Source organism: Stenotrophomonas sp. S4 (assembly GCF_054187805.2).
Genome location: NZ_CM196188.1, coordinates 1,079,606 through 1,095,854 on the forward strand (window position 1 = coordinate 1,079,606; position 16,249 = coordinate 1,095,854).

At 67.4% G+C, this 16,249-nt stretch carries 19 protein-coding genes; 12 read left to right on the forward strand and 7 right to left on the reverse strand.

Translation table 11 applies throughout. The annotated features are described in order from the left end of the window. Positions 1–14: 14 nt before the first annotated feature. Positions 15–617 carry a short chain dehydrogenase gene (locus ACUZUJ_RS04940; protein WP_049443409.1) on the reverse strand — a complete coding sequence of 201 codons (603 nt, stop codon included), beginning with the start codon at positions 615–617 and terminating at the stop codon, positions 15–17. A 100-nt stretch (positions 618–717) separates the two neighbouring features. On the opposite strand from ACUZUJ_RS04940, the gene ACUZUJ_RS04945 reads away from it, so the two are divergent. Then, on the forward strand, positions 718–1,593 hold the full coding sequence (locus ACUZUJ_RS04945) for a LysR family transcriptional regulator (protein WP_049443410.1): 876 nt from the start codon (positions 718–720) through the stop codon (positions 1,591–1,593). Between the two features lie 57 nt (positions 1,594–1,650). Here ACUZUJ_RS04945 and proC read toward each other — a convergent pair whose 3' ends face one another. Together proC and ACUZUJ_RS04955 are read right to left on the reverse strand one after the other, a co-directional pair. Continuing rightward, on the reverse strand, positions 1,651–2,472 hold the full coding sequence (proC, locus tag ACUZUJ_RS04950) for a pyrroline-5-carboxylate reductase (protein WP_049443411.1): 822 nt from the start codon (positions 2,470–2,472) through the stop codon (positions 1,651–1,653). 18 nt (positions 2,473–2,490) lie between these two features. Beyond that, complete coding sequence (locus tag ACUZUJ_RS04955; RefSeq protein WP_458220164.1) at positions 2,491–3,168, reverse strand: YggS family pyridoxal phosphate-dependent enzyme; 678 nt, start codon at positions 3,166–3,168, stop codon at positions 2,491–2,493. Positions 3,169–3,255: 87 nt separating this feature from the next. On the opposite strand from ACUZUJ_RS04955, the gene ACUZUJ_RS04960 reads away from it, so the two are divergent. The 4 genes from ACUZUJ_RS04960 to ACUZUJ_RS04975 all read left to right on the forward strand — a co-directional run bounded on the left by ACUZUJ_RS04960 (position 3,256) and on the right by ACUZUJ_RS04975 (position 7,394). After that, on the forward strand, positions 3,256–4,293 hold the full coding sequence (locus ACUZUJ_RS04960; RefSeq protein ID WP_004147099.1) for a type IV pilus twitching motility protein PilT: 1,038 nt from the start codon (positions 3,256–3,258) through the stop codon (positions 4,291–4,293). Positions 4,294–4,372: 79 nt separating this feature from the next. Further along, positions 4,373–5,536: a PilT/PilU family type 4a pilus ATPase gene (locus tag ACUZUJ_RS04965; protein ID WP_049400675.1), complete on the forward strand. Its 1,164-nt coding sequence runs from the start codon at positions 4,373–4,375 to the stop codon at positions 5,534–5,536. An 86-nt stretch (positions 5,537–5,622) separates the two neighbouring features. Then, positions 5,623–6,300 carry a hypothetical protein gene (locus ACUZUJ_RS04970; protein ID WP_158297986.1) on the forward strand — a complete coding sequence of 226 codons (678 nt, stop codon included), beginning with the start codon at positions 5,623–5,625 and terminating at the stop codon, positions 6,298–6,300. 110 nt (positions 6,301–6,410) lie between these two features. Then, positions 6,411–7,394: an aldo/keto reductase gene (locus tag ACUZUJ_RS04975; protein ID WP_458220163.1), complete on the forward strand. Its 984-nt coding sequence runs from the start codon at positions 6,411–6,413 to the stop codon at positions 7,392–7,394. A gap of 44 nt (positions 7,395–7,438) precedes the next feature. On the opposite strand, the gene ACUZUJ_RS04980 is transcribed toward ACUZUJ_RS04975, so the two are convergent. Beyond that, a complete protein-coding gene (locus tag ACUZUJ_RS04980) occupies positions 7,439–8,338 on the reverse strand; it encodes a LysR family transcriptional regulator (protein WP_101765046.1) in 900 nt (299 codons plus the stop codon). Positions 8,339–8,431: 93 nt separating this feature from the next. Between ACUZUJ_RS04980 and ACUZUJ_RS04985 the strand changes: the two genes are divergently transcribed. The 3 genes from ACUZUJ_RS04985 to ACUZUJ_RS04995 all read left to right on the forward strand — a co-directional run bounded on the left by ACUZUJ_RS04985 (position 8,432) and on the right by ACUZUJ_RS04995 (position 9,991). Next, complete coding sequence (locus ACUZUJ_RS04985; RefSeq protein ID WP_049443416.1) at positions 8,432–8,644, forward strand: DUF4287 domain-containing protein; 213 nt, start codon at positions 8,432–8,434, stop codon at positions 8,642–8,644. A 96-nt stretch (positions 8,645–8,740) separates the two neighbouring features. Then, complete coding sequence (locus tag ACUZUJ_RS04990) at positions 8,741–9,190, forward strand: GNAT family N-acetyltransferase (protein WP_049443417.1); 450 nt, start codon at positions 8,741–8,743, stop codon at positions 9,188–9,190. 93 nt (positions 9,191–9,283) lie between these two features. Next, a complete protein-coding gene (locus ACUZUJ_RS04995) occupies positions 9,284–9,991 on the forward strand; it encodes a YitT family protein (RefSeq protein WP_049443418.1) in 708 nt (235 codons plus the stop codon). An 86-nt stretch (positions 9,992–10,077) separates the two neighbouring features. Here the strand turns inward: ACUZUJ_RS04995 and ACUZUJ_RS05000 are convergent, their stop codons facing one another. Continuing rightward, positions 10,078–10,623 carry a DNA-3-methyladenine glycosylase I gene (locus ACUZUJ_RS05000; protein ID WP_049443419.1) on the reverse strand — a complete coding sequence of 182 codons (546 nt, stop codon included), beginning with the start codon at positions 10,621–10,623 and terminating at the stop codon, positions 10,078–10,080. Further along, on the reverse strand, positions 10,620–12,407 hold the full coding sequence (locus ACUZUJ_RS05005; protein WP_049443420.1) for a DUF4153 domain-containing protein: 1,788 nt from the start codon (positions 12,405–12,407) through the stop codon (positions 10,620–10,622). The genes ACUZUJ_RS05000 and ACUZUJ_RS05005 overlap by 4 nt, the downstream gene beginning before the upstream one ends. A gap of 91 nt (positions 12,408–12,498) precedes the next feature. Here ACUZUJ_RS05005 and ACUZUJ_RS05010 point away from each other — a divergent pair, with 91 nt between their 5' ends. The 4 genes from ACUZUJ_RS05010 to ACUZUJ_RS05025 all read left to right on the forward strand — a co-directional run bounded on the left by ACUZUJ_RS05010 (position 12,499) and on the right by ACUZUJ_RS05025 (position 15,325). Beyond that, positions 12,499–13,065 carry a YqgE/AlgH family protein gene (locus ACUZUJ_RS05010; RefSeq protein WP_014036231.1) on the forward strand — a complete coding sequence of 189 codons (567 nt, stop codon included), beginning with the start codon at positions 12,499–12,501 and terminating at the stop codon, positions 13,063–13,065. Then, the gene (ruvX, locus tag ACUZUJ_RS05015; RefSeq protein WP_049443421.1) at positions 13,058–13,552 is read left to right on the forward strand and encodes a Holliday junction resolvase RuvX; all 495 of its coding nucleotides are present in this window, start codon (positions 13,058–13,060) and stop codon (positions 13,550–13,552) included. Before ACUZUJ_RS05010 ends, ruvX begins: the two co-directional genes overlap by 8 nt. A gap of 15 nt (positions 13,553–13,567) precedes the next feature. Beyond that, positions 13,568–14,518: an aspartate carbamoyltransferase catalytic subunit gene (locus tag ACUZUJ_RS05020; protein ID WP_119007197.1), complete on the forward strand. Its 951-nt coding sequence runs from the start codon at positions 13,568–13,570 to the stop codon at positions 14,516–14,518. 315 nt (positions 14,519–14,833) lie between these two features. Beyond that, positions 14,834–15,325 (forward strand): REP-associated tyrosine transposase, encoded by a 492-nt coding sequence (locus ACUZUJ_RS05025; RefSeq protein ID WP_075675162.1) that lies wholly within the window; start codon positions 14,834–14,836, stop codon positions 15,323–15,325. 105 nt (positions 15,326–15,430) lie between these two features. Here ACUZUJ_RS05025 and ACUZUJ_RS05030 read toward each other — a convergent pair whose 3' ends face one another. Beyond that, entirely contained in the window at positions 15,431–16,246 is an 816-nt protein-coding gene (locus tag ACUZUJ_RS05030; protein ID WP_049443424.1) for a carboxylesterase family protein, read from the reverse strand. Between the last annotated feature and the right edge of the window lie 3 nt (positions 16,247–16,249).

A 16,249-nucleotide genomic window follows, 5' to 3' on the forward strand; every position in this document is an offset into this window, starting at 1 on the left:
CCGTCCCCTTTTTCTCACCAGACCGTGATCGTCTCGCCGCTCTGGATGCCTTCCACCGCGCGCTGGAAGGCCAGTGCCGCGCGCTGCGCGCTCACCGCCTCGAAGCCCGGGAAGTAGGGGCCGTAGGCGGCCATCGATTCGATCAGCACGTTCGGGCTGACCACGTTGATGCGCAGGCCGCGCGGCAGCAGCTCGAGTGCGGCGGCACGCACGAAGCCTTCCAGTGCGGCATTCACCGAGGTGGCGTTGACGCCATCGCGGATCGGCTGTGCGCTGACGATGCCGCTGGTCAGGGTGATCGAACCGCCGGCGTTGAGGTGGTGCTGCGCGGCCAGTGCCAGCCGCACCTGGCCCAGCAGTTTGTCCTGCAGGCCGATGTTGAACTGCTCGGGCGTCATCTCCTGCAGCGGGCCGAAGTACAGCTTGCCAGCGGTGGAGATCACCGCATCGACCGGGCCGGTACGCGCGAACAGTTCGGCAACGCTGGCGTCGTCGGTCAGGTCGACGCGCAGCTCACCGCTGTGGCGGCCGGCCGCGAGGATCTGATGCTGCTGGCCAAGCTGGCGGGCGACTGCCTGGCCGAGGGTGCCGCTGGCACCCACGAGGAGGATCTTCATGGCGGTTCCTTGCGGGAGTGGGAATGGGCGCAGTCTGCGCCGTCACAGTGGGGTTAGGTAAGAAGCGTATGCTTCGCAGATTCCTAACTCAGGGTTAGTAATGGACACCCTCCGATGCATGCAGGCCTTCGTTGCCGTGGCCGAGCGTGGCAGTTTCGCCGGCGCCGCCGAACAGCTGCAGGTCTCGGCGGTGATGGTGGGCAAGTACATCCAGCAGCTGGAGGCGCACCTGGGGACAGCGCTGCTGCAACGGAACACCCGCCGCCAGCGCCTGACCGAAGCCGGCAGCGCCTATCTGGCCGGCTGCCGGCAAGTGCTGGAGCAGGTGCAGCAGGCCGAGGCCGACGTGGCCGGCCTGCAGGTACAGCCGCGTGGCCTGCTGCGGGTCAGTGCGCCGACCACCTGGGGCAGCTGTGTGCTGGCGCCGCAGCTGGCCGGCCTGCTGCGCGCGCAGCCGCAGTTGAACATCGAGCTGGACCTGAGCAACCGCCGCGTGGATCTGATCGAGGACGGCTTCGACGTGGCGATCCGGGTCGGACCGCTGCCATCGCAGGAGGTGGTGGCGCGGCCGTTGCCGCCCTATGCAATGAGCCTGTGCGCGGCGCCTTCATACCTGCGCCGGCGCGGCACGCCGCGCACGCCAGCGGATCTGCAGGGGCATGACTGCCTGAGCCATCTCGCCTGGCGTGGTGGCCATGGCTGGCAGCTGGCCAACGGCGAACAGGTGGACTGGGAGGCGCGGCTGACCTGCAACGACGGTGTTGCGCTGCGCGAGGCCGCCGTGGCCGGGGCAGGGCTGGTGCTGCAGCCGACCGCACTGCTGGCCGGCGAGATCGCGGCCGGGCGGTTGAAGCCGCTGCTGCGCGACTACCTGCCCGAACCGCGGCCGATGCATCTGATCTACCTGCCGGATCGACGGCCGCGCCCGCGGTTGCAGTGTTTCGTCGATTTCGTCATGGCCACATTGGGGCAATGAGCATCTACGCCTTGCGTGGATGATGGTAGGTGCCGACCGTTGGTCGGCACGCCTGTTTCAATCATTCGCCGCAGACAGTTCCTGCCCACGCACCTGCGCGGCGCGCAGCGCGGTGTCCACCAGTGCTTCGAAACCACCGGCCTGGAAGCGCTCGATCGCGGCCTGGGTGGTGCCGTTCGGCGAGGTCACGCGGCGGCGCAGTTCGGCGGGGCTTTCACCGGCCTCATCCAGCATGCGCGAGGCACCCAGCAGGGTCTGCACCACCAGCGTGCGCGCGGCCTCGGCCGGCAGGCCCTGGGCAATGCCCGCCGCTTCCATCGCTTCGGCCAGCAGGAACACGTAGGCCGGCCCGCTGCCGGACACGGCAGTGACCGAATCCATCAGCGCCTCGTGCTCGATCCACACGGTACGGCCGGCACTGGCCAATACCTGTTCGGCCTGCGCGTGCTGCTGTGCATCCACCGACGGCGTGGCATACAGACCGGTCACGCCGGCGCCGAGCAGGGCCGGCGTGTTGGGCATTGCACGCACCACCGGCAGGTTGCCGCCCAGCCAGCGTTCCAGCTGCGCGCTGGTGATGCCGGCGGCAATGGACACCACCAGCGGTCGGTTCGCCTGCGCCAGTGCCTGCAGCGACTGGCAGACCTCGCGCAGCACCTGCGGCTTTACCGCCAGCAGCCAGGTGCGGCCCTGTGCGGCGGCATCGGCGGCGTTGTCGTGTACCTGTACGCCGAAATCGGTGGCCAGCGACTCGCGCAGTGCGGCAACCGGTTCGGCCACGTGGATGTGCGCGGCGGGCACGCCCTGGCGGATCAGGCCGGCGATCAGGCTGCGCGCCATGTTGCCGCCGCCGATGAAGGTGATGGAATCAGCTGCCATGGAAGTCTCCTTGGAAAATCAGGCCGGGCGCGGACGCGCGCCGAACAGGGCGGTGCCGATGCGCACCAGGGTGGCGCCCTCGGCGATGGCTTCGGCGTAGTCGCTGCTCATGCCCATCGACAGCGTGTCAACTTGAACGTACTGGGCGGCCAGTGACTGGAAAAGGGTGCGCATGCGCACGAATGCATCCCGACGACGCTCGGCCTCCGGCCACGGGGCCGGAATCGCCATCAGGCCGCGCAGGCGCAGCTGGGGCTCGGCGGCGATCGCGGCGGCCAATGCGTCCACGGCCTCCGGCGCACAGCCGTGCTTGCTGGACTCATCGTCGATGTTGACCTGGATCAGCACGTTCAGCGGGCCGCGCGTGGCCGGGCGATGGCGCGCCAGCGCCGTCACCAGCTTGGGCCGGTCCACGCTCTGCACCCAGTCGAAATGGGTGGCCACGGCCTCGGCCTTGTTCGACTGCAGGTGGCCGATCAGGTGCCACTCCAGCGCCAGATGCTGCAGCGCCTGCATCTTGGCCAGCGCTTCCTGCACATAGTTCTCGCCGAAGGCCTGCTGGCCCTGTGCGGCCAGCGCGGCCACGGCCTCGGCCGGTTGGGTCTTGGAAACGGCCAGCAGGCGCGGATCGGGGCGGCCGGCCGCCTCGGCGGCAGCATGCAGGTTGCTCAGGATCTGGGGCAGGGGAGTGGCCACGTAACGCGTTCCGTTGAATCAGGAGGCTATACTGCCGCCCGGGGAAAGATCCTTCCAGTCGAAGCCGTTATTGGGGAGTAGCCGCTCATGGATATCGCCGAACTGCTGGCGTTTTCCGTAAAGAACAAAGCGTCCGACCTGCACCTGTCCGCAGGCCTGCCGCCGATGATCCGCGTGGACGGCGATGTTCGCCGGATCAACATCCCAGCCCTGGACCACAAGCAGGTCCACGCGCTGGTGTACGACATCATGTCCGACAAGCAGCGCCGCGATTACGAGGAATTCCTCGAAGTGGACTTCTCCTTCGAGATCCCGTCGCTGGCGCGCTTCCGTGTGAACGCGTTCAACCAGAACCGCGGCGCCGGTGCGGTGTTCCGTACCATTCCGTCCGAGGTGCTCACCCTTGAGGACCTGGCCTGCCCGCCGCTGTTCCGCGAAGTGATCCAGCAGCCGCAGGGCCTGATCCTGGTGACCGGCCCGACCGGCTCGGGCAAGTCGACCACGCTGGCGGCGATGATCGACTACATCAACAAGAACGAATACGGCCACATCCTCACCGTCGAGGATCCGATCGAATTCGTGCACACCTCGCAGAAGTGCCTGATCAACCAGCGCGAAGTACACCGCGACACGCATGGCTTCAACGAAGCCCTGCGCTCGGCACTGCGTGAGGACCCGGACATCATCCTGGTCGGCGAACTTCGCGACCTGGAAACCATCCGCCTGGCGCTGACCGCCGCGGAAACCGGCCACCTGGTGTTCGGCACCCTGCACACCAGTTCGGCGGCCAAGACCATCGACCGTATCATCGACGTGTTCCCGGCCGGCGAAAAGCCGATGGTGCGTTCGATGCTGTCCGAGTCGCTGCGTGCGGTGATCTCGCAGGCACTGCTGAAGAAGGTCGGCGGCGGTCGTACCGCTGCGTGGGAAATCATGGTCGGCACCCCGGCCATCCGCAACCTGATCCGCGAGGACAAGGTGGCGCAGATGTACTCGGCCATCCAGACCGGCCAGCAGTACGGCATGATGACCCTGGACCAGCACCTGCAGGACCTGGTCAAGCGCAGCCTGATCACCCGCAACCAGGCCCGCGAGTACGCCAAGGACAAGCGCCTGTTCGAGTAAGGCGGGGCAGCAGCGGGGCGGCGTGCGCCAGTGCGCCGCCGTACCCGCGCCGTTTCCTCCACCGACCGTTTCCTGGTACATGCCCCATTGGGAGCCCGCCGTGAACACCACCGCGACCACCATCGATTTCACTTCGTTCCTCAAGCTGATGGCGCACCAGCGCGCCTCGGACCTGTTCATCACCGCCGGCATGCCGCCGGCGATGAAGGTTAACGGCAAGATCTCGCCGATCACGCAGACCCCGCTCACGCCGCAGCAGAGCCGCGACCTGGTCCTCAACGTGATGACCCCGGCGCAGCGCGAGGAATTCGAGAAGACCCACGAATGCAACTTCGCCATCGGCCTGTCCGGTGTCGGCCGCTTCCGCGTCAGCTGCTTCTACCAGCGCAACCAGGTCGGCATGGTGCTGCGTCGCATCGAGACGCGCATTCCGACCGTGGAAGAACTGAGCCTGCCGCCGATCATCAAGACGCTGGCGATGACCAAGCGCGGCATCATCCTGTTCGTCGGCGCCACCGGTACCGGTAAGTCGACCTCGCTGGCGGCGATGATCGGTTACCGCAACCAGAACTCGACCGGCCACATCATCACCATCGAAGACCCGATCGAATTCGTGCACAAGCACGAGGGCTGCATCATCACCCAGCGCGAGGTCGGCATCGATACCGACAGCTGGGAAGCGGCGCTGAAGAACACCCTGCGCCAGGCGCCGGACGTGATCATGATCGGCGAGGTGCGTACCCGCGAAGGCATGGACCATGCCATCGCGTTCGCCGAAACCGGCCACCTGGTGCTGTGCACCCTGCATGCCAACAACGCCAACCAGGCGATGGACCGCATCGTCAACTTCTTCCCGGAAGACCGCCGCAACCAGCTGCTGATGGACCTGTCGCTGAACCTCAAGGGCGTGGTCGCGCAGCAGCTGGTGCCGTCGCCGGATGGCCGCTCGCGCAAGGTGGCGATGGAGATCCTGCTGGGCACGCCGCTGGTGCAGGACTACATCCGCGACGGCGAGATCCACAAGCTGAAGGAAGTGATGAAGGACTCGGTCCAGCTGGGCATGAAGACCTTCGACCAGAGCCTGTTCGAGCTGTACCAGGCCGGCGAGATCAGCTACGAGGACGCGCTGCGCTACGCCGATTCGCAGAACGAGGTGCGCCTGCGCATCAAGCTCAGCCAGGGCGGCGACGCGCGCACCCTGTCGCAGGGGCTGGACGGCGTGGAGATTTCCGAGATCCGGTGACTGGACGGGCGCCTGCGGGCGCCCTCTGCTCCGGGATGACCGCAGCGCCGGATGCACGCCGGCGTGCACCTGCCAGGGAGGCGTGCATGCGTGTGACTGCGAGCGTGATACTGGCCATCGCCGTGCTGCTGCAGGGCGGTTGTGCTCGTACCCCCGAACCGGCTGCCCCGGCCGAGGGCTGCGACGATCCGGAGGCGCATGCCTGGTATCTGCTGCCACCGCCTGCACAGAGGCGTAGCAGGGGCCCGCTTCCCTTCCTCGATTTCACCGGGTTTGCGAGGGCATCCTACAGAGACGCGTTGCGGGATCTCGATGGCTTGCCGGAGCCGTCGTTCCGCTGTGGCAGCGTACCGGTCCAGGCGTATCGCTTCGTCTGGCATACCCCATTCTTCCCGGGCGTGGTAGTACGCGCGCAGCGCAACGCAGCCGGCCAGGCGTGGATCGTCGGGCGCAGTGCACGCGATTTCGAGATTCCCGGATCGTCGCCCGGGCGTCCATCCACCGTCATCAAGGGCGGCACGTGCGCGCCACCGCGCGCGCTGAGTACGCAGGAATGGAAGGCCATCGCCGCCGCGTTTGCGCTTTTGCAGGGCGAAGACTCGAGCGCTGGCCTTGATGGCTCAACGTGGATGTTCGAGTCCGTGGTGGACGGCGAGCAGCGTTGGTTCGCGCGATGGGTGCCGCGGGATCCGGCGTTCCGCAACACTGGCAGGATGATGGTGGAACTGGCGGGGTGCACTGACACCGTGCCGGGCATGGAATGACCCGCGCGCCGCCGATTGATGAATTCCAGTCATGACCGACTGCCATCCAGCCGGTTCAATCCACCGCCAATGCAGGCGTATCGTCAGCGCTCCCCCTCTGGAGCACGACGATGCAGACACGTGAACTCGGCCGCAGTGGCCTGAAGGTTTCCGCCCTGGGCCTGGGCTGCATGGGCCTGACCCACGCCTACGGCCAGCCGGTGGAGCGCAGCCAGGGCATCGCCCTGCTGCAGGCCGCCGTCGAGCGTGGCGTGACCTTCTTCGACACCGCCGAGGTGTATGGCCCGTACACCAACGAAGACCTGCTCGGCGAAGCGTTGGCGCCGTATCGCGACAAGCTGGTGATCGCCACCAAGTTCGGCTTCAAGGACGCGCGCGTCGATACCGGCCTGGACAGCCGCCCGGAGAACATCCGTGCGGTGGCCGAAGCCAGCCTCAAGCGCCTGCGCACCGACCATATCGACCTGTTCTACCAGCACCGCGTGGACCCGAACGTGCCGATCGAAGATGTGGCCGGCACCGTGCGCGACCTGATCGCCGAAGGCAAGGTCGGCCACTTCGGCCTGTCCGAGGCCAGCGCCGCCACCGTGCGCCGTGCGCATGCGGTGCAGCCGGTCGCCGCCGTGCAGAGCGAGTACTCGCTGTGGTGGCGCGAGCCGGAGCGCGAGCTGCTGCCGACCCTGCAGGAACTGGGCATCGGCTTCGTGCCGTTCAGCCCGCTTGGCCGCGGCTTCCTGACCGGCGCGATCAACGCCGACACCACCTTCGACGCTAACGACTTCCGCAACAGCGTGCCGCGTTTCCAGGTGGAAGCACGCCGCGCCAACCAGGCGCTGGTTGATCGCATCGGCACGATTGCTGCGGCGCGTGGCGCGACCCCGGCACAGGTGGCGCTGGCCTGGCTGCTGGCGCAGGCGCCGTGGATCGTGCCGATTCCGGGCACGACCAAGGTCCATCGCCTGGAAGAGAACCTGGGCGCGACCGACCTGCAGTTGGCACCGGAGGATCTGCAGCGCATCGCGCAGGCACTGGACGAAGTGTCGATCGTCGGCGAGCGCTACAACGCGCAGCGTGCGGCGCAGGCCAAGGGCTGATCACCAGGTGGGTGCGGTGGGTGCGGACCGTTGGTTCGCACTCCTCAACTTCCCATCGGCCCGCGCAGCGCTTCAAGCACCGTGCGCATCGCCACGGTGACGTGGCGGCGCGATGGGTAATACGCGTAGTAGCCATCAAAGTGCGGGCACCAGTCGTCCAGCACCGACTGCAGGCGACCATCGTCCAGCATCGGCTGCACCTGGTCTTCCGGCAGCCAGGCCAGGCCGCTGCCGGCCAGCGCCGCGGCGCGGGTCATACCCATGGTGTTGAAGGTCCACTGGCCGGTCACGCGCACGCTCAGTTCGTTGCCGTCCTGGCCGAAATCCCACGGCATCAGTCCACCATGCGTGGGCAGGCGCAGGGTCACGCAGTTGTGCCCGGCCAGGTCGTCCGGATGCTGCGGCACCACGTGCTGGCGGAAGTAGCTGGGCGCGCCGACCACGCGCATGCGCAGCGGCGGGCTGATCGGCACCGCGACCATGTCGCGGGCCAGCCGCTCGCCGAGGCGGATGCCGATGTCGTAGCGTTCGGCGACGATGTCGGCCAGGCCGTAGTCGGTGGTCAGTTCCACCTTCAGGTCCGGATAGCGCTGCAGCAGCGGCGCCAGCCGCGGCCAGGCCAGGTACTCGGCAGCATGGCCGGTGGCGTTGATGCGGATGGTGCCGGCCGGGCGCTCGCGGTACTCGGCCAGCGCGGCCAGTTCGTCCTCGATCTCGGCCAGGCGTGGGGCGAGGGTTTCGAGCAGGCGGGCGCCAGCTTCGGTGGTGGACACGCTGCGGGTGGTACGGGTCAGCAGGCGCACGCCGAGGCGCTGTTCCAGGCCGCGCATGGCATGGCTGAGCGCTGACTGGGACACGCCGAGCTGGGCGGCGGCCCTGGTGAAGCTGCCTTCGCGGGCAACGTGCACGAAGGCCTGCAGGTCGTTGAGGTTTTCACGGGGCATGACGGGATGATAAGGCTCCCGGATTGAACGGGCCTGTCGATTTCCGGCGCCCCGGTTCGTCGTACCGGTACATCCAACGCAAGGAGCTTCCGCATGAGCACTGACACCAAGCCGAAAGGCCCGGCCTCGTATTTCCCCTCCATCGAGAAGGCCTACGGTCAGCCGGTGGCGCACTGGTTCGGCCTGCTGGCGAAGCAGCCTGGGCTGAGGCACATGGAACTGGTCAGCTTCCTTAAAAGCGAGCATGGGCTGGGCCATGGCCACGCCAACGCGCTGGTGGCGCACCATCTGGCCGAGAAGGGATGAGGCAGGCAACGCTGCGCTGAACGGTCGTGTGGGGCCTGGCCACACGGCATCCAGGGTCAGGCAGACTGGGCGTTCATCCCGAGGCAGGACGCCCATATGCAGGTCACGTTGGACGCGATCACCGTCGACAACTACGAAGCCGTGTGCGACCTCGAGGTCAGTGAGGCGCAGCAGGATTTCGTCGCCGGCAACACCTGGTCGCTGGTGCAGGCCGCATTCCATCCCGGCTACCAGACCCGTGCCATCCAGGCCGATGGCGAGCTGGTCGGGTTCTTCATGTGGGTGCCGGAGACGCCGCAGCGCATCTCGATCTGGCGCTTCATGGTCGACCAGCGCTGGCAGGGGCGAGGCATCGGGCGCCGCGCGCTGGAACTGGCGCTGGCGCAGATCCGGGCCACGCCCGGGCTGGCCGAGATCGAGATCTGCTACAACCCGCGCAATCCGGTGGCCGGCGCCTTCTACGGCAGCTTCGGGTTCGTCGAGACCGGCATGGATGACGATGGCGAGGACATGCTGGCCGTGTTGCCTGTTGCGGGTCTGGAATAATCTGAATGGGCGAGGGTGGCTGAACGATTTCATCTGCAACTGTCATGCAGATCGTGTCTAATACCGCTCCCCACCCGCTGTTCCCCCACCCGCATGTCCCCTCCTTCCCATGGCCCCGCGCCGTGCGACGACGCTGACGGCCACCTGGTCACCGCCGGTCCGCTGACCCCACCGCCCGACAGTGCCGGCACCACCGCCGACGAAAAAGCGCTGCGACACTCGATCGCCGAGGACGTGCAGGGCATGGTGCTGGCCACGATGGTGGCCTCGCTGGGCCTGGCCATCTTCGCCAAGGGGGGGCTGATGATCGGCGGCATGGCCGGCATGGCGTTCCTGCTGCACTACGCGATGGGCTGGAACTTCGGCCTGGTGTTCGTGCTGGTCAACCTGCCGTTCTACTGGGTGGCGCTGCGGCGCATGGGCTGGGAATTCACCCTGAAGACCTTCGCCGCGGTCACCGCCTGTGGCGTGCTGACCGACCTGCTGCCGCGCTGGATCGACTTCTCGCATATCAACCCGCTGTACTCGGCGATCGTGGGCGGCGCGCTGTCCGGCCTGGGCATCCTGTTCTTCATCCGTCACCGCGCCAGCCTCGGCGGCATCGGCATCCTGGCGGTGTACCTGCAGCGCACCCGTGGCTGGAGCGCCGGCAAGGTGCAGATGTCCTACGACGCCTGCCTGATGGTGGCCGCGTTCTTCGTGCTGTCACCGTCGAAGGTGCTGTACTCGGCCATCGGCGCGGTGGTGCTCAGCCTGGTGCTGATGTTCAACCACCGCCCCGGCCGCTACATGGGCGTGTGATCGCGCTTTCCGCGTTCGCCGTGAACGTGTAGATCACCCGCAGCATGCAGTAGAGCCACGCCATGCGTGGCTGGCGCGGACGCCGATCAAGCGCCGGAGGCCTTCAACCACGGCGGCGACAGCGTCAGCAGCCGTGCATGCACCGGGCAGTCCGCGGCGTGCGCACCGGGCAGGTAGCCCAGGCTCATCAGGAATTCGCCGGTGATCTCGCCGCCGGTGAAGCGGAACGTCTTCTTGAACAGCTTGACCCAGTCGGCCTTGCTGCGCGGGTGATGCGCATCCAGCCATGCCGCGAAGCTGCCATGGCTGGCCCGCAGCTGCTGGATCACCTGCGCGTTGTGGATCGCCGCCAACACCTTCAGCCGGTTGCGGATGATGCCTGCGTCCGACAGCAGGCGTTCGATGTCCTGCTCGGCATAGGCCGCCACGCGGTCGACATCGAAACCGTCATAGGCCGTGCGGAAGCCCTCGCGCTTCTTCAGGATCGTTTCCCAGCTCAGCCCGGCCTGGTTGATCTCCAGCACCAGCCGCTCGAACAGCTCGCGCTCGTCACGCTGCGGGAAGCCGTACTCGTTGGCGTGGTAGTAGTCGTGCACCGGATGGCCCGGGGCGATGAGGCAGTAACCGCTCATGGGGAGGACTCGTTGGATTCGGGTTCGGGATCGATGGCCAGCGCAGGGCGCCCGCCGATGGACAGCATCGGCCAGCGCGGCGGTTCGAGAGTGAGCTCGCCATCACGCAGGGCCTGGTTGATGGCTTCGGCCTGGCCGCTGACAGTGCCGAACAGCGAACCGGCCCGGCGCCAGTGGGCATCCCTGCCACGTGCATACAGCACGCAGTCCGGCCCACGGTGGGTGTACAGCTCGCACAGCAGCACTTCGCCGGTGCCATCGCCGTCCAGGTCGCGATGCACGATCAGGCAGTCGCGCTCGCTCTGGGCGCAGGATTCGCCATTGATCGAACGCGTGGCCAGCGCCTGCCACCAATCGTCCGGCGGCGAGCTGGATCCCTTGGCCAGCTTCAGCGCGCGCTGCAGGGCGGCGACGTCCTGCGGACCCTTGTCGAGGCGGTGGCCGTCGTCCCAGCGTGAGGTACGTGCCAGTGCTGCAGCGATCACCTGTGGCGCGTTGGCATCGGTGGTGATGGCTGGATCACGCTGCAACTCGCGCAGCGCCTGCACGCCACGGCGCCCAAGATCGAAGCGCAGCACGTTGACGTCGCTACTGGTGATCGCCGGCGGATCCGCACGCAGGCGCGCCAGCTGGCTGGACAGGGTCAGCCGCACCGGATCCAGCAGCGGCGAGTTGCCCAGCAATGCCAGTGCCAGCACCGCCCAGCACATCCAGCGGTTGACCGGCTCCAGCATCTGCAACCAGCGGCTCTGCCGGCGCAGCACCGCCAGCGCATAGCCCACGGCATAGCCGGCCACGGCCAATGCGACGAGTACCGCCCAGAACCGGTCCACGGTCCAGCCGTACTGCGTCACGCGCAGGCCCAATGCATACAGCGCCAGCGCGGCGTACACCGGCAGTGTCAGCAGGCTGGCCTCGACCAGCCTTCGCAGTACCAGAGGGTAGGGTGCACTGTCTTCCCCCTGCTGGTAGACCGCATTGGTGAACGTCACCAGCAGCAGCGACACCACCACCAGCAGGCTGGCGGCGGAACGGGTCTTCCACAGCGGTTCCAGCCCGGTCAGCGGCAGGCTCAGCACGAACAGCACGGCGATGAACGAGAGCAGCGGCAGCAGCCCGCGGCAGATCGCGAACAGCACCTGGCGGGTGATCTGGATCGCGCGGTGCTGGGTGCGCCCGATCAGCACGCCGAACCCGGCCAGGCTGCCGGTGGCCAGCGCGATGAACGCGTCCTGGCGGAACAGGTCGCGGAAGACGGTCACGTCGAGCAACTGGAACAGCGCCGCCCACAGCCACAGCAGCAGCCAGGTCAGCCCGGTGAACAGCGCAGCCAGGGCCAGGGTCAGGCCGTTCTGCCAGGCACGCTCGAACAGCTCCGGATAGCTGGCGCGCCAATGCCCATGCTGCAGCTGGAACTGCCACCAGGGCAAGGCCACGAATACCGCCACGGCAATGCCCAGGGTCAACGGGACCTGCAACGCGCCCGACTCCAGTGCGGTCTCGCCAGTGAGGTTCCAGCCGGTCCAGGCGGCCAGCGCCAGCACCACCGCTGAGCCGAGCACGGCCTGCAGCCACAGTCGGCGCTGGCCCAGCTCGACCAGGCTCAGCGCCGCCGCGCTCGGAATGGCCAGCACCCAGGCGTACCAGCAGTAGCGCCAGCCGATATCGCGGAACGGCCACGCATCGGACAGTTCCTGTGCGGCATACAGCATCAGGCCCTGCAGCAGGGCAAGCAGGACGATGGCGCTGCGTGCCGGCAGGGTCAGGGGCGATGAAGACTGCATCGAAGACCTTCGATGGCAAAGCACCATCCTAGCCCATCGCTGTTCCGCGCCATCGCGCGACCATCCCGCCCCCAGCAGGTAGAATGGGGGCATGCCTGTAACGCCGACCTCCCTTGCCGATCACCTGCTCGTCGCGCTGCCGTCGCTGCTCGACGCGACCTTTGCCCGCAGCGTCGCGCTGATCTGCCAGCACGACGAGAACGGGGCAATGGGCGTGCTGGTCAACCAGCCTTCCGAATACACGCTGGGTGAAGTGCTTGCACAGATGGACATCACCACCGGTGATGGCGACCTGCAGGCGCGCATGGTGCTCAATGGCGGCCCGGTGCATCCCGAGCGCGGCTTCGTCATCCATGACGACGCGCGGGCGTGGGATTCCAGCCTGACCGTGGGAGAAGGCCTGTACCTGACCACCTCGCGCGACATCCTCGAAGCGATGGCGCGCGGCGAAGGCCCGGCCAATGCCGTGGTCACCCTCGGCTGTGCCGGTTGGGGTGCAGGGCAGCTGGAAAGCGAGCTGTCCGAGAACAGCTGGCTGACTGTGCCGGCCGATGCCGAACTGGTGTTCCAGCTGCCGCTGGAGCAGCGCTGGCAGGGTGCGGCCTCGCGCATCGGCGTGGACCTGTTCCGGCTGACCGACTACAGCGGCCATGTCTGAGCCCATCATGCCCGCGCCGGATCCTGCTGCCCCGGCCATCCGCCGTGACGGCACCGTTCTGGGTTTCGATGTCGGCTCGCGGCGTATCGGCGTGGCCATCGGCAGTGCCTTCGCTGCGCATGCGCGCGCGGTGGCCGTGGTCGATGTGCACGGCAACGGCCCGGACTGGACCGCGATCGAACGCCTGCTCAAGGAATGGAAACCCGATGGCCTGGTGGTCGGCGACCCGCTGACCCTGGACGGCCAGGACCAGCCCAACCGCAAGCGCGCGCAGGGCTTCGCCCGCCAGCTGCGGGAACGTTTCAAACTGCCAGTGGTGATGATCGACGAGCGTTCCAGCTCGGTCGAGGCCGCACGCCGCTTCGCTGTCGAGCGCGCCGAAGGGCGCAAGCGCCGCCGTGATGCGGCCGCCCTCGATGCCGTGGCCGCGGCGGTGATCATCGACCGCTGGCTGTCGTCGCCGGACGACGCCACCCCCATTCCCTGACTGCCCGACACCGCCATGACCGCCCAGCAAATCGATGCCTCCGGACGCCTGCGCCACCTGCTGACCCTGGAGGGCCTGCCGCGCGAAACCCTGCTGCAGCTGCTTGATCGGGCGGGGCAGATCCGCGATGCCGCGGTCGGTCGCGTCGGCAACAAGCGCCAGGTGCTGGCCGGTTCGGCGGTGTGCACGCTGTTCTTCGAACCGTCCACGCGCACCCGCAGTTCGTTCCAGTTGGCCGCGCAGCGCCTGGGCGCCGACGTGCTGAACTTCGATGCCTCGACCTCGTCCACGCGCAAGGGCGAAACCGCCTGCGACACGCTGCGCAACCTGGAAGCAATGGGCGTGCGCGGCTTCGTGGTGCGCCACCCGGATGATGGCGCCGTGGCCGCGCTGGCCGACGCCGCGGGTGAGGGCACCGCACTGATCAACGCCGGCGACGGCCGCAGCTCGCACCCGACCCAGGGCCTGCTGGACATGCTGACCCTGCGCCAGGCCAAGGGCCCGGATTTCTCGAAGCTGAAGGTGGTGATCGTCGGCGACGTGAAGCACTCGCGCGTGGCCCGCACCGACCTGCATGCGCTGCGCACGCTGGGTGTGGGCGAGATCCGCGTGTGCGGCCCGCAGTCGTTGCTGCCGGACGACGAGACCCTGAAGGGCTGCGTGGTCGGCGATGATTTCGACGCGATGCTGGAAGGCGTCGACGCGCTGATGATGCTGCGCCTGCAGCGCGAGCGCATGGAAGAAGGCCTGGTGCCGTCGCTGGAGCAGTACCACGCGCAGTACGGACTGACCAACGAACGCCTGGCCCGCGCCGGCAAGGATGCCGCGGTGCTGCACCCGGGTCCGATCAACCGTGGCGTGGAAGTGACGGACGACGTGGCCGACGGCCCGCAGTCGTGGGTGCTGCGCCAGGTCGCCAACGGCGTCGCCGTGCGCATGGCCGTGCTGGAAACCCTGCTGGGCTGATCGCAATCTTGACGGCATGGGTGGGTGCCGACCGTTGGTCGGCACAATGGGAATTCGCCTTGAACTGCCTGGGTAGGTGCCGACCGTTGGTCGGCACAATGGGAATTCGCCTTGAACTGCCTGGGTAGGCGCCGACTGTTGGTCGGCACAATGGGAATTCGCCTTGAACTGCCTGGGTAGGTGCCGACCGTTGGTCGGCACAGAGCCATCAGTCCAGTGAAGTGGCGAGCGTAGCCATTGATTGGCTACAGGCCTACCTGCATCGGAGTGGTTGCCCGATAGAAGGTGACTGCTGGCAAGCACACGCTTGTGCCGATGAATCGCGCACGCCTACGCCTTGGCCGCCATTCCCGGATCGGGCAATCCTACATCCTGACCACCGTCACCCAGGGCCGTCGACACTACTTCGACGACGCCACTGCGGCGCAGGTGGTGATGGAGGTGATCCGTCGTCTTGATGCTGACGGTCTGACGCACTCGCTTGCCTATGTGGTCATGCCGGATCATGTCCATTGGCTTGTGGAGCTCCGCGCGTTCTCGCTGGACTACGTCATGCAACGCTTCAAATCGAGCAGTGCATTGCGGACCAACCGCATGCTGGGTAGATCAGGGCGATTCTGGCAATCGAGCTATCACGATCACGCCATTCGTTCCGATGAATCGCTGTTCCGGCACGCGATGTACATCGTCGCCAACCCGATCCGGGCGAACTTGGCGAGCTGTCTTGGGGAGTACCCGCATGCGTGGTGCCGATGGGAGATTGATGGGCAGTTCAATGCAGAGGAACAGCCTGGATCGGAGAGATAGTGCCGACCAACGGTCGGCACCCACCACCAACTCCCATGCCGACCAACGGTCGGCACCCACCAGCTCCCATGCCCACCAACAGATGTTTCCCGACAGGAGCTTTGGTCAGCGCTTCTGCGCGAACAGCCACGCCCACATCGCCGGGTCGGCGTAGGTGGCGTCCCAGGCGTTGTGGTTGCCTTCCGGGTACTCGGTGTAGCGCACGTCGCGTGCGTGGGTGCCCTGGAATGCGCTGTGCAGCCTGCGGTCGTCATCCGGCGGCACCACGTCGTCCAGGGCACCGTGGAAGATCCAGATCGGCGTGTGCCGTAGTCGCCTGGCGATCACGGCGTACGGATCGGATTCCTGGGCCACCTGTTCGACGAACAGGGTCGGCCGCTTGGCGCGCGGCGCGAACACGGCACCGCATACCGGCACGATCGCGGCAAAGCGGTGCGGGTCATCCAGCGCAATGTTCCAGCTGCCGTAGCCGCCCATCGACATGCCGGTCAGGTACTGCCGCGCCGGGTCGGCGCCGAACTCGGCAATGGTCGCGTCCAGTGCGGCCACGGCCATGCGGTTGTTGCGGCCGCTCCATTCCGAATGGCGCGGTGCCTGCGGGAACACCACCAGCGCCGGGAAGTCGGGATGCTCGCGCAGGTAGGGCCCCAGTCCCGAGTACGTCTGCTTGATGCCGTCGCCGCCGCGTTCGCCCGAGCCATGCAGGAACAGGACCACCGGGACGCCGCTGCCGTTGCCGGCGCCTGCCGGCTGTCCCGCCCGCACCCCCGCCGGAATGAAGACCTGGTAGTAGGCGGTCTCGCCGTCCACCTTCACTGCGCGGCCCTCGAAGCGGCCGCGCGCGCTGTCCGGCATCGAGGCACAGCCGGTCATCATCAGGACCGCCAGCAAGGGCAGCCAGCGCGGAATCGAACGGAGCATGGC